Raw genomic sequence first — 12,199 nt, forward strand, 5'->3', positions numbered from 1 at the left:
CATAAATGGGAGTTTTTAATAAGCTTTTTGGAGGAGGAAAAAAGGTTTCTAAGGAAACTTTGGAAACCCGTGGAGAGCATATGCCTGATTTAAAAATTCCCGTGGATGAAAAATTTACCATCTACTTTAAAAAAAATGGTGGCAAGTTCATTTACTGCGAAGATTTTGCAGAAGTTTCCGATGCGTTGAAAAGCATTATTTCTGAGAACAATTGGCAAAGCCATCTTTTCTACTCCATGAATCCACAGTTGGAGACTCGTTTTGCTTCAGAAAAAATTGAATTCACGGACAATCGGCAAGAGAGTGATATTTTCTTCACCACTTGTGAGCATTTGGTGGCCCACAATGGTTCCATTTTGGTGTGTTCCAACCAAATCAAGGAAAAAAAACTGGATGAACTCCCCTCAAACCTTATTGTCTTTGCCACTACAAGCCAATTGGTGGATTCCATTAGCGAGGCCTTGAAAATAATCAAGGAGCGCTATCAAAAAAATATTCCCAACAACATTACCACGCTGAAGCACTTCCAACCTACCCCGGAAAACAAAGATGATTTCCTTTCCTACGGCAGTGCATCAAAAAATGTATATCTTTTACTGTTAGAAGACTATTGATAACATGAAAGAAATTCTTAGGCGCTCCATTACAGGGGTCATCTACGTGGTGCTTCTTTTGGGGTCGGTTTTTTTAAGCTCGGACGCTTTCGATTTTCTGTTTATGGTATTTGGGCTAGCCTGTCTTTATGAGTTCAAGAGAATTGTGCGCCTAAAGGGATACTACATTTTCATTGCCTATTTGGCACTATGGTGGGCCTTCATCTACTTGGTTCAGGACAAAACAGCGGTGACCTTATTAATGCTGCTCACCATAACGGTAGATTTGGCCTTGCTCATGTTCCTCTTTTCCAAAAAGCACAAAAAATTTTCAGATTTTCAAAAGTTTGTAATTGCAGTCCTGTATATTGGAGGGGGTTGTATATTTCTAACCATGATTCCTTATAAAGATGATGATTTTGCCCAATTTCTTATCATGGGCATCTTTATACTGATTTGGGTAAATGATACATTTGCATATCTGGTGGGAAGGACATTAGGCCGAACAAAATTATATCCTGCAGTTTCTCCAAAAAAAACCATTGAAGGTTCTTTGGGAGGTCTTATTTTTGCATTGATAACCGCGTACATCATGTCTTGGTACGAAACCAGATTATCGCTAATGGAATGGATGGGTTTGGCTACCGTAATCGTAATCTCCGGCAGTTTGGGAGACTTACTGGAATCCAAATTCAAGCGGATGGCGGGTGTAAAAGACAGTGGGGCAATTTTGCCCGGACATGGTGGGGTTTGGGACCGATTGGATAGCTTGGTGTTTGCAGCCCCATTTGCCTATTTAGTACTTAATATATTCTCATATGTTTCATAAAGAAGGACAAAAAATAATCATCTTCACTTTTTTCGTGGTAGTAGCTGCCATCTTGGCCGCACAGTTCTATATTGAGGTGGAATGGGTGCGATTTGTTGTGCAGATAGCGGCTTTTATCCTTCTTGTGGCCATACTGCAGTTTTTCAGAAACCCCAAAAGACTGGTCACGCCGAATTTTGATGAAATTCTGGCTCCAGTGGACGGAAAAGTGGTCGTTATTGAAGAAGTGGACGAACCTGAATATTTTCAGGATAGACGCAAGCAGGTTTCCATTTTCATGTCGCCCGTGAATGTCCATGTTACCCGATATCCTGCTAGTGGAACGGTAACCTATTCCAAATACCATCCAGGAAAATACTTGGTGGCTTGGCACCCCAAATCAAGCACGGACAATGAACGTACCACTATTGTTCTGCACACCCCTAAATTTGGTGAAATAGGCTATCGACAAATTGCAGGGGCCATGGCCCGGCGCATTGTAAATTATGCCGAAGAAGGAGAACAAGTGACCCAAGGCCAAGATGCCGGGTTCATTAAATTTGGCTCTAGGGTGGATTTACTATTGCCCCTAAACTGTAATATTACGGTAAAACTGGGACAAAAGGTAACTGGCGCCCGAACCTGTATCGCTTCGTATAGAAAAGATGATGATGACCAATGATGAAGATCTAAATAATCGATTTAATGATGCGGTGGCCTTTGTAAATGGGTATACCGAACCGCTTCCTGCCGATCTTTTGCTAAAATTATACGCCTACTTTAAGATTGCCAATAAAAATTATGACAATCCAGGCAGTAGAACTCCATTGATCAATGCGTTTAAAGCGAATGCTTTGTTCCAAGCAAAAAATATAAGTATAAAAGAAGCCATGGAAAAATATATTGAGCTTGTCGATTCTGAGGTGCGGAATCTTTAGGACACCAGTTTGGACGCCACATAGGATTTCTCAAAATATGTAAAGTAGATACCACCAAAAATAGTGATGACAAAGTAGAATGCCACAAAATAGTTACCTGTTGACCAGTAGGCATGGAGTCCAAACCAGTCGTTTGTCATAAAAATCACGAGTAAACCCGCGAGTCCCCTTAAAACTTCTATCCAAACGGCATACTTGGCCCTATCCATCAATGTGGTGAATCCGTAAACACCACAAAAGACAAATGCTCCAAAAAGAAGAAGGCCATCAAAACCAATATCTGAATAATTGTAGAACATGAACAGCATCATTGCTGTGGTAACAATCAATTGAAAAATGGAATACCCTTTTAGTGCATTGGAAGCATCGGGTTTATATTTTCTGAAGTTATAGACATCTTCAATAATCTGTACTGGATATTTTTCTTTCACATCGGATGGTCGCCAACCCGTGGGCATAAACCAAATCCTAAACTTATCCCAATAATTGTTGGTGCGCCAAGCGTCCTGTATCAACCGCCATAAATGTTGAAAATTGATAACAATCGGATTCCAAGTCTGAGCGGGTTTTAGTACGCCGTATTGTGGAGGCACCTCATCCAATTCTTCTTGAAAGGTGCCAAACATTCGATCCCAAATACAAAGAATCTGACCTAGGTTTTTATCGATATATTCCGCATTGATGGCGTGGTGCACCCGATGTTGTGATGGGGTTACAATAACATATTCCAGCCACCCCATCTTACCAATATGCTGGGTGTGGTACCAAAACTGAGCAAATAAATGAATTGGGGCCAAAACAGCGATTACTTCATGCGGAACACCCAATAGTGCGGCGGGAATCAATAAAAGTGCAAAATACCCCAAGAGGTTGGAAACAGGCTGCCTCAAGGCACAAGCTAGATTAAATTCCTCACTGCTATGGTGAATGACATGTTGGTTCCAAAAAAAGTTGATATGGTGACTCAGGCGGTGGTTCCAGTACCCTGCGAAATCCAAAACCACAAAGGCAATAACCCAGACCAACCAAGTCGCTTTAATCTCTGTAAGGGCCAAATGTTCCAATAAAAATGGATAGGATACCAAAATTATCCCAAGACCCAACGAATCCTTGACCACATTGGTAAGCCCAGAGCTGAGGCTGCTTACAGTGTCCATGACATTATGCTTTTGGTTCTTTACAAAATGGCCGTAGCCTATTTCAAACAGAACCAAACCCAGAAAAAATGGGGTGGCGTACAACAAAGCGGTGGCGTAGGTTTCCATATTCCTAAATATATGAAAAAGAAGAATATACCAACCATCCCCAATTGATAAAACGCATGGATAAAACAATGGAAGGCTCACCAGAGTTTACCGCAAACTTTCCAAGCTCTTTTCCAAGGTCTCTATTTTTGCTTCGGCGTCTGCCGCCTTTTTGCGCTCTATGGCCACTACTTGCTCTGGTGCATTGTTCACAAATCGCTCGTTGCTCAATTTCTTCTGGACTGATTGTAAAAAGCCTTTGGTATAGTTGAGTTCCTCGGTAATCTTTTGAATTTCAGCCTCAACATCAATGGCTCCGCCCATGGGGATAAAGTACTCGTTACTTTTCACTCGAAAGGTTAAAGCGCCGTCTAAACTTGAATCTACCGTTTCCAATGTTGAAAGGTTGGCCAATTTTAGGATGATGGCGTTCATCTGTCCACTCACTTTTTCGGTATTGAGCATAAAGAGTTCCAAAGCTTCTTTCTGCGGAATGTTCTTTTCCTTTCGGATGGTACGCACCCCTGAAATCACTTCACTGGCAAATTCAAAATTAGAAATCAAAGATTTGTCCGCATGCCCCACTTCGGGCCATTTGGCCACAATCAATGCATTCTCTGGCGTTCGCTCTGCGATATGCTGCCAAACCTCCTCAGTTAAGAACGGCATAAAAGGATGCAATAATTTCAAGTTTTCCTCAAAAAGCTGGATGACCGCATCAAAAGTGGTCTTGTCGATAGGTTGTTGGTAGACAGGTTTTACAATTTCCAGCAACCATGAACAGAAATCGTCCCAGACCAATTTATAAATGGCCATTAGGGCATCTGAAATTCGGTATTTTGAAAAATGGTCTTCAATCTCGGCCAAAGTCTGGTTCAACTTGGAGGTATACCATTCAATTCCAATTTTTGAAGCTTCGGGTTGTTCTATTTCAGCAACCTCCCAACCTTTTATCAAACGAAAGGCATTCCAAATTTTATTGGCAAAGTTGGCGCCTTGCTGACAAAGGGTTTCATCGAACATGATATCGTTCCCTGCAGATGAACTTAATAAGAGTCCCACACGGACGCCATCGGCCCCGAAATCCTCAATAAGTTTAAGGGCATCTGGGGAATTTCCCAATTGCTTGGACATTTTTCTTCGCTGTTTATCGCGAACAAGTCCTGTGAAATAGACATTCTCAAAAGGTTTTTTGCCCCGGTAGTGGTATCCAGACATGATCATCCGTGCCACCCAGAAGAATATGATATCGGGTGCGGTCACCAAATCGTTCGTAGGGTAATAATAGTTGACCTCCTCATTATCAGGTTCCAAAATACCACCAAAAACGCTCATGGGCCATAACCAAGAAGAGAACCAGGTATCAAGGACATCCGGGTCTTGACGCAGATCAGATTCTTGGATTTTTGGATTCTTGGCTTGGGCCATTTTTAGTGCCTCTTCCTTGGTTTCAGCCACTACAAAATCATCTTGACCATCGCCATAATAATAGGCCGGTATTTGTTGACCCCACCACAATTGTCGGGAAATGTTCCAATCACGGATACCTTCCATCCAATGCCGATAGGTATTGTCGAACTTTTTGGGATAAAACTTGATATCGTTGGTTTTCAATACCCCCTCTAGTGCCGGTTTGGCCAATTCCTCCATTTTCAGGAACCATTGATCGGACAATCTCGGTTCAATCACCGCTTTGGTGCGTTCCGAAGTGCCTACTTTGTTCAAATGTTGTTCAATTTTGACCAAGAAACCTTTTTCTTCCAATTCTTTAGAGATTTCCTTTCGCACCACAAAACGGTCCTTTCCTTCATAATGAAGCCCAAAAGAGTTTAAGGTGGCATCTTCATTGAAAATATCAACTACCTCCAAATTGTGCTTATCACCTAAGTTTTTGTCGTTCTCATCATGGGCCGGGGTCACCTTTAAGCAGCCCGTACCGAATTCAATATCCACATATTCATCTTCAATAATGGGAATAACACGATTACAAATGGGAACAATCGCTTTTTTCCCTCGTAAATGGCGATATCTTTCATCATTAGGGTTGATGCAGATAGCGGTATCCCCCAAAATAGTCTCGGGCCGTGTAGTGGCAATAATCACCTTTTCCTCTGAATCTTCTATGGCATAGGCCAAATAATACAGGTTTCCTTGTCGTTCTTCATAGATTACCTCTTCATCTGAAAGGGTCGTTTTCGCCTCTGGATCCCAGTTTACCATTCGGTATCCCCTGTAAATCAACCCTTTGTTGTATAAATCCACAAAAACTTTGATCACGGAGGCTGACATATCGTCATCCATGGTGAATTTTGTGCGGTCCCAATCGCAAGAGCATCCCAATTTCTTCAATTGCTGTAGAATGACCCCTCCATAATTGTTGGTCCAATCCCAAGCATGCTTTAAAAAGTCCTCACGGGAAAGATTGGCCTTGTTGATGCCTTCCTCCCTCAATTTTCCCACTACTTTAGCCTCTGTGGCAATGGAAGCGTGGTCCATTCCGGGCACCCAGCAGGCATTCTTGCCCAAAAGCCGTGCTCTTCGGATAAGCACATCTTGCAGTGTATTGTTGAGCATGTGCCCCATATGCAGCACGCCGGTCACGTTTGGCGGGGGAATGACTATGGTATACGGCTCCCTTTCATCAGGTTTTGAACTGAAAAAATCGTGCTTCATCCAGTAGGCATACCAATGCCCTTCCACCCTATTGGGCTCATATTTTGATGGAATTTCCATTATTTCGGTATAATTTTTGTTTATAGGATACGGATTGGTTTTTGTAAGGAAAGCGTAACGTTAAATTAATGCTATTCTTCAGCTATTGACCAATCCCGAAATACGAAACAAAAATAAGTAACGTTATTACATAACAAAAGAATTTTGGATGCAGGTGATAATTCATCTACATTTGAAGTTCACCCAAAAACCAAAAAAATGAAAAAAACTGTACTTATGCTGTTTGTTGGGTTGCTTTCCCTAGGAATCCATGCCCAAGATACAGCTGCTAAGATTGAGTTTAAGAGTGAGACCATTGACTACGGTGATATTGCCAAAGGCAGTAATGGAGTCCGTGTATTTGAATTTACCAATACAGGAACAGCACCATTAGTTATCAGCAATGTTAGATCTAGCTGTGGATGCACTATTCCAAAAAAGCCTGAAGAGCCTATATTACCTGGCAAAACAGGTCAGATTGAGGTAAAATATGATACCAACAGAGTTGGTCCTATCAGAAAGGCCATCACTGTTACATCAAATGCGGATACGCCAACAAAGGTTCTTAAGATAAAAGGAACTGTTAAGGCCGAAGGAGCCAAATAAGTGGAAAAGAAATTATGTTAAAAAAAGCCCTGAAAAATTTCGGGGCTTTTTCTTTTTAGTCGTCGTCGAACACCTTTTTCAGTACGAAAGTGAACAACAAATCCTTGTTATAGCGCTCAATAAGCACCTTAATGCGCTTGCCTTCTTTTTCATTGAGCATTTTGAGGATTTCCTGAAGTTTGTAGCGGTGTATCCGTTTGCCGTTAACGGCTAAAATTACATCACCTTCGCGCAGACCAGCCTCAGCAGCCGGACTCCCCGCTCTAATACCTGACACAATGATTTCAGGCACAAGGCTTAATCGGGTTTTGTTCTCCAAGAGAATCTGTACGTTACCAAAGGTTGAGTTGTCATCTTCCCTGACCACGCCATCTAGGCCCGCAATGCTTTCCGCAATATAGCGCAACCCATTATGCTGCAGGTCTATCCCTGCCAAATTATACTGGAAGGGTGTCTTAAAATTACCGTTCTTTTTAAAGGAGACCAGCCCGTTTCGGTAGTCAAAGGTAATATTGAAGCGTTTAAGAATCTCACCTCCGACGCTTCCGTTACGGTCCCCTAAATTTTCTATGAACCCATATGATTCGCGATACGGAAAAGCCGCTTTGGCATCTTTTAGTTCAAAATCACCAATTTTAACACCACTAACTTTGGTCCTTTTTCCAAAAATATCACCACTCAGGCCACGACCCAGATAGTCCTCGTAGTTCTTTTCTGGAATCTCCAACCCCTTTTCAGGCTGATGAAAAAGCCAAAGTGCATCACTACTTCCGGTATCCACCAGTAATTTCACTGGAATATTTTCAGAATCCTTAATCAATACGGTTCCCTCTACATAGGCCTTTCTATTTTCGATGGACAAGGGAAGGGTTTGGGATTTTTTGTGCCGTTTGCGTTCGTATAGCCGTGGATTATGTAGCTTGATGTTTTTAGCATTGTAGTTGATTTCAACAATAAAATCCCTAAAAATTTCATAGCCTAGAATTCCATGTACAGCAACTCCCAGTGATGTGGAAAAATTAATTCCCTTATCCAAAACCACATATAGATCTTGGGAATAGTTCTTTGCCTTTCCCAACGTAAAGGTGTTTCCTTGCGAACTCAAGGCTTTCATGGGTTCACCACCACCAAGTCCACGGATGGTAACTTCAGAAACATTGTTAATAGGAATGGAATCTTGATCGGAAAGGTTGAAAAGAATGGGCCTGCTCACTCCTGAATCCAGCACAAACTTGAGTTCGGTACCATTAATATCCAAGGGGATGATTATAATGTTATTAATCAGTTCAAACCTGATTTTTTGAAATTTCTGGTTTTTGGGCAAAGTAAAGCCCTGCGCCATCCCAATCAGGGGCACCAACATTAAAAGAAGCACAAAAAAAAGCTTGTTTTTTTTCAATTTACTTACTTCTAAGGGATTATGCTTATTAAATATACAAATTAATCAAAGACACTCCTTTCTATTTAACATTCTAGAAAGTATATAAATAATGGTGCAATGTGTTGTTTTCAAGGGTTGGTTTTCCCATTTTTGCGTAAAAATTTGTCCATGCCAACTATTTCCAACAAAGGGAGGCAAATGCCCGCTTCCCCCATCCGTAAACTGGTTCCTTATGCCGAAGACGCAAAAAAGAGGGGAATCCATGTCATTCATCTCAATATTGGACAGCCTGATATAAAGACTCCAAAAGTTGCCTTGGATGCTGTTAGAAATCACAACATTGAAGTGTTGGCGTATAGCATGACAGAGGGGTCTGAGGAGTATCGGGAAAAAATTGCCGGGTATTATGCCCAAAAAGACATTCATGTTACCGCTAAGGAGGTAATTGTGACCACAGGGGGGTCCGAAGCTCTTTCCTTTGCCATGGGTTCCATTATGGACGCAGACGATGAAATCATCATTCCCGAGCCCTTTTATGCCAATTATAACGGATTTGCAACGGCGGCCGGGGTTAAAGTGGTTCCCATTGCCTCATCCATAGAAACTAATTTTGCACTCCCTCCCATATCGGATTTTGAGAAGTTGATAGGTCCAAAAACGAAAGCCATCCTTATCTGCAACCCCGGTAATCCAACAGGATATCTATATAGCAAGGAAGAAATTCAGCAATTGGCCGCTTTGGTCAAAAAACACGATTTATTCCTTATTGCAGATGAGGTCTATCGAGAATTCACCTATGACAACAAGCAGCATTATTCCATCTTACAGGAAGAGGGCCTTGAGGCAAATGCTATAGTGGTCGACTCCGTTTCCAAAAGATACAGCATGTGCGGTGCGCGGATTGGGTGTTTATTGTCAAAAAATAAGGATGTGATTCAGACCGCAATGAAATTCGCACAAGCGCGGTTATCACCCCCAACATTTGCTCAAATTGCCAGCGAGGCCGCTCTGGAAACTCCGAAATCCTACTTTGATGATGTCATTGAAGAATATGTTGCCCGTAGAGATGTGTTGATCACCGAACTCAAAAAACTGCCCGGTGTAAAAGTGGCCGTACCACAAGGTGCTTTCTATTGCGTAGTGGAATTACCAATAGAAGATGCTGATGATTTTGCACAGTGGCTTTTGGAAAAATTTGAAATTGATGACAGCACTGTTATGGTTGCACCAGCAGCAGGCTTCTATGCCACACCCGGTTTGGGAAAAAACCAGATTAGGATTGCCTATGTGCTGGAAAAAAACCAACTTGTAAAGGCTGTACACATTCTGGGTAAAGCCTTAAAGCAGTACAATTCCAATTCGTGAATATACAGGAAAACATATCCTTAAAGCACCACAATACCTTTGGTATAGATGTAAAAGCACGGTATTTTGTTGAAATTACCGGACTGGCACAGTTGCAGAAAATCCTTGAGCTAAAAGCCTATCCCAAAAAGTTCATTCTCAGTGGTGGAAGTAATATGCTCCTCACCAAGGACATTGATGCTTTGGTAATGCACATCAATCTTAAGGGCATCAGTATTGTTGATGAAAATGAGGACGATGTAGAAATCAAGGTGATGGCCGGTGAAAACTGGCACGAACTGGTTTTATGGAGTTTAGAAAAAGGCTATGGGGGACTGGAAAATCTTTCTTTGATTCCCGGAAATACAGGAACGGCGCCTATTCAGAACATTGGGGCTTATGGCGTTGAATTGAAGGACGTTTTTGTGAGCTGCTCCGCCATGGAAATCGAAACCGGGGAATTAGTGGCCTTTGGTCATGATGCCTGCGAGTTTGGGTATAGGGATTCCATTTTTAAAAATGAAGCAAAAGGAAAATACATCATCACCTCGGTAAACCTTAAACTCACCAAAAAGAACCACACTTTGCATACGGGGTATGGCTCCATCGAACTGGAACTAAGGGAAAAAGGCATTGTACACCCTACCATTCGGGATATTTCCAACGCAGTGATTGCCATCCGGCAGAGCAAACTACCAGACCCAAAAGAATTAGGCAATAGTGGAAGTTTTTTCAAAAACCCCATCGTTTCCCACAAAACTTATACAAAACTCATAAAAAAATATCCAAAGGTACCTTCATACGAGGTAGAAGACGGTGAGTACAAGATTCCGGCAGGTTGGCTCATTGAGCAATGTGGTTTTAAGGGAAAACGCTTTGGTGATGCGGGTGTACATGAAAAACAGGCATTGGTGCTTGTAAATTATGGAAATGCCACCGGGGCAGAAATATGGAAATTGGCCCAACACATACAGAAAGAGGTGGCTGAACAGTTTAAAATAAAAATTCAGCCAGAGGTGAATATCATAAAATAACCCCCGCATTGAAACAATAACGGGGGTTATACCAAACCAAACTAACCAAACTTATATATGTCCTATGAGCCCAAACGCTCTTTGTTTTTCAATTTTAAAGCCGGCAAATAATGCTTTTTCTACCTTAGCTTTGTTCTATATACGATTTAAACCCTATTTTAGATTTCGCCCTTTAAAATTTTATCATAGTAGACCCTGAATGAGTACACTGATTGAGAGACATATTGTTTCGCTACTAGCGGAAAAGGACGATAAAGCCATATCCTTACTGTATGAAAATTACGGGGACACCTTATTTGGTGTAGCGTACAAAGTGGTAAAAGATGAGGATTTGGCTCAAGATGTGCTTCAGGAAAGTTTCATCAAAATTTGGAAAAAAGCAGACACCTATGACGCTTCCAAGGCCAAACTTTTTACATGGTTGTTCCGCATTACACGCAACACCGCAATCGATAAATTAAGAAGCGTAAATAATAAATCCGACAAGGAAGTCCAAATAGACGTTTCAGACGTATATAACTTAGGAGTGAGTGGAATAAGTCCCGAGCATCTAGACGTTCAGGAAAACTTGCACAAACTGGAGGAAAAGTACAGAATTGTTCTTGAAGCTCTATTTTTTGAAGGAATGACGCAACAGGAAGCAAGTGACGAATTGGATATTCCCTTGGGGACCATAAAATCTAGATTAAAGATTGGTCTTAGGGAACTTGGAAAGATTTACGGTACAACCATGATGCTACTAGTATTATTAAACGTATTGCCATGAAGGAAAAAGTTAAACAATTTTTAGATTCGGACATTCTCGAAAAATATTTGGTTGGAGATGCTTCAAAAGAGGAAGCATTACAAGCCGAACGTTATATTGCCATGTACCCTGAGGTAAGGGATATCTACAATGAACTTCAAGATAATTTGGAGGCCTTCGCTAAGATGTATGCCAAGAAAACCCCTGAAGGACTCAAAGAAATCATTATTGCAAGTGCAAAACAAGAAAAGGCTGTCTTCAAGAGGTTCTATAAATATGCGGTTGCTGCAAGTGTGGCCATCATGATTTTTGCCGGGTCGTCTTATTTCTTCTGGAGCCAGAACCAAACCCTACAGCAAGAAAATACTTTGGTGACCAACAAAATCAAGTATTTGGAAGACAACATGAAGGACCAACTGGAAGATATGCGCAATCAGTTTATCGTCCTCAACAACCCAGATACCCGAAAATATCAGGTAAAAGGCCAACGCGAGGGAAAAGAACTTAAGGCTATCGCCTATATTAACCCTGTAAAAAAGCTGTCGTACATCAATGTTAGCAATGTTCCCCAATTACCGGAGAACAAATGTTTCCAAATGTGGGCCGAAGTCAATGGGGAATTAGTGAATTTGGGTGTCATCAAAGAATTTAACGACAAGGATAAACTTCTTGCCCTACCCTATGCAGATAAGGCTGTAGGTTACATTACCATTGAACCGGAAGGCGGCAACACCTCTCCCTCTGTGGAAAACATTGTGGCCAATATCAACTATTAAAAGCTCCCCCTAAAGTAT

Annotated in this window: 12 protein-coding genes; 9 read left to right on the forward strand and 3 right to left on the reverse strand. The window is 41.5% G+C overall.

Annotation, left to right across the window (positions count from 1 at the left end; genetic code table 11):
• Nucleotides 1–5: 5 nt before the first annotated feature.
• Genes AB1A65_RS00295 through AB1A65_RS00310 form a run of 4 tightly spaced genes read left to right on the forward strand, consistent with a single transcriptional unit; the run spans nucleotide 6 to nucleotide 2,339 of the window.
• Nucleotides 6–614 (forward strand): LUD domain-containing protein, encoded by a 609-nt coding sequence (locus AB1A65_RS00295; RefSeq protein ID WP_366584454.1) that lies wholly within the window; start codon nucleotides 6–8, stop codon nucleotides 612–614.
• Between the two features lie 4 nt (nucleotides 615–618).
• A complete protein-coding gene (locus AB1A65_RS00300; protein ID WP_366584456.1) occupies nucleotides 619–1,422 on the forward strand; it encodes a phosphatidate cytidylyltransferase in 804 nt (267 codons plus the stop codon).
• A complete protein-coding gene (locus AB1A65_RS00305) occupies nucleotides 1,412–2,083 on the forward strand; it encodes a phosphatidylserine decarboxylase family protein (protein WP_366584458.1) in 672 nt (223 codons plus the stop codon). Before AB1A65_RS00300 ends, AB1A65_RS00305 begins: the two co-directional genes overlap by 11 nt.
• The gene (locus tag AB1A65_RS00310) at nucleotides 2,073–2,339 is read left to right on the forward strand and encodes an acyl-CoA-binding protein (RefSeq protein ID WP_366585226.1); all 267 of its coding nucleotides are present in this window, start codon (nucleotides 2,073–2,075) and stop codon (nucleotides 2,337–2,339) included. Before AB1A65_RS00305 ends, AB1A65_RS00310 begins: the two co-directional genes overlap by 11 nt.
• On the opposite strand, the gene AB1A65_RS00315 is transcribed toward AB1A65_RS00310, so the two are convergent.
• Nucleotides 2,336–3,604 (reverse strand): sterol desaturase family protein, encoded by a 1,269-nt coding sequence (locus tag AB1A65_RS00315; protein ID WP_366584460.1) that lies wholly within the window; start codon nucleotides 3,602–3,604, stop codon nucleotides 2,336–2,338. The genes AB1A65_RS00310 and AB1A65_RS00315 overlap by 4 nt on opposite strands.
• Nucleotides 3,605–3,691: 87 nt before the next feature.
• Entirely contained in the window at nucleotides 3,692–6,316 is a 2,625-nt protein-coding gene (locus tag AB1A65_RS00320) for a valine--tRNA ligase (protein WP_366584462.1), read from the reverse strand.
• Nucleotides 6,317–6,514: 198 nt separating this feature from the next.
• Between AB1A65_RS00320 and AB1A65_RS00325 the strand changes: the two genes are divergently transcribed.
• Nucleotides 6,515–6,901 carry a DUF1573 domain-containing protein gene (locus AB1A65_RS00325; protein ID WP_366584464.1) on the forward strand — a complete coding sequence of 129 codons (387 nt, stop codon included), beginning with the start codon at nucleotides 6,515–6,517 and terminating at the stop codon, nucleotides 6,899–6,901.
• Nucleotides 6,902–6,956: 55 nt separating this feature from the next.
• On the opposite strand, the gene AB1A65_RS00330 is transcribed toward AB1A65_RS00325, so the two are convergent.
• Complete coding sequence (locus AB1A65_RS00330) at nucleotides 6,957–8,300, reverse strand: aspartyl protease family protein (protein ID WP_366584466.1); 1,344 nt, start codon at nucleotides 8,298–8,300, stop codon at nucleotides 6,957–6,959.
• A gap of 150 nt (nucleotides 8,301–8,450) precedes the next feature.
• Here AB1A65_RS00330 and AB1A65_RS00335 point away from each other — a divergent pair, with 150 nt between their 5' ends.
• The 4 genes from AB1A65_RS00335 (at nucleotide 8,451) to AB1A65_RS00350 (ending at nucleotide 12,181) form a co-directional block, all read left to right on the forward strand.
• Nucleotides 8,451–9,647, forward strand: a complete 1,197-nt coding sequence (locus AB1A65_RS00335; RefSeq protein WP_366584468.1) for a pyridoxal phosphate-dependent aminotransferase — start codon at nucleotides 8,451–8,453, stop codon at nucleotides 9,645–9,647.
• Nucleotides 9,644–10,660: a UDP-N-acetylmuramate dehydrogenase gene (gene murB, locus AB1A65_RS00340; protein WP_366584470.1), complete on the forward strand. Its 1,017-nt coding sequence runs from the start codon at nucleotides 9,644–9,646 to the stop codon at nucleotides 10,658–10,660. Before AB1A65_RS00335 ends, murB begins: the two co-directional genes overlap by 4 nt.
• Nucleotides 10,661–10,859: 199 nt before the next feature.
• Nucleotides 10,860–11,426 carry a sigma-70 family RNA polymerase sigma factor gene (locus AB1A65_RS00345; RefSeq protein WP_366584472.1) on the forward strand — a complete coding sequence of 189 codons (567 nt, stop codon included), beginning with the start codon at nucleotides 10,860–10,862 and terminating at the stop codon, nucleotides 11,424–11,426.
• On the forward strand, nucleotides 11,423–12,181 hold the full coding sequence (locus AB1A65_RS00350) for an anti-sigma factor (RefSeq protein ID WP_366584474.1): 759 nt from the start codon (nucleotides 11,423–11,425) through the stop codon (nucleotides 12,179–12,181). The genes AB1A65_RS00345 and AB1A65_RS00350 overlap by 4 nt, the downstream gene beginning before the upstream one ends.
• Nucleotides 12,182–12,199 lie beyond the last annotated feature (18 nt).

The organism is Allomuricauda sp. ANG21 (assembly GCF_040705235.1).
In the GTDB taxonomy this organism is placed as follows: Bacteria; Bacteroidota; Bacteroidia; order Flavobacteriales; family Flavobacteriaceae; genus Flagellimonas; species Flagellimonas marina.

Excerpts from the sequence above, each read along its gene's own strand:
- AB1A65_RS00345 (WP_366584472.1), top strand. The coding sequence starts at position 10,860 with ATGAGTACACTGATTGAGAGACATATTGTTTCGCTACTAGCGGAAAAG.
- AB1A65_RS00295 (WP_366584454.1), top strand. The coding sequence starts at position 6 with ATGGGAGTTTTTAATAAGCTTTTTGGAGGAGGAAAAAAGGTTTCTAAG.
- AB1A65_RS00350 (WP_366584474.1), top strand. The coding sequence starts at position 11,423 with ATGAAGGAAAAAGTTAAACAATTTTTAGATTCGGACATTCTCGAAAAA.
- AB1A65_RS00315 (WP_366584460.1), bottom strand. The coding sequence starts at position 3,604 with ATGGAAACCTACGCCACCGCTTTGTTGTACGCCACCCCATTTTTTCTG.
- AB1A65_RS00320 (WP_366584462.1), bottom strand. The coding sequence starts at position 6,316 with ATGGAAATTCCATCAAAATATGAGCCCAATAGGGTGGAAGGGCATTGG.
- AB1A65_RS00325 (WP_366584464.1), top strand. The coding sequence starts at position 6,515 with ATGAAAAAAACTGTACTTATGCTGTTTGTTGGGTTGCTTTCCCTAGGA.
- AB1A65_RS00300 (WP_366584456.1), top strand. The coding sequence starts at position 619 with ATGAAAGAAATTCTTAGGCGCTCCATTACAGGGGTCATCTACGTGGTG.
- AB1A65_RS00310 (WP_366585226.1), top strand. The coding sequence starts at position 2,073 with ATGACCAATGATGAAGATCTAAATAATCGATTTAATGATGCGGTGGCC.
- AB1A65_RS00335 (WP_366584468.1), top strand. The coding sequence starts at position 8,451 with ATGCCAACTATTTCCAACAAAGGGAGGCAAATGCCCGCTTCCCCCATC.
- AB1A65_RS00305 (WP_366584458.1), top strand. The coding sequence starts at position 1,412 with ATGTTTCATAAAGAAGGACAAAAAATAATCATCTTCACTTTTTTCGTG.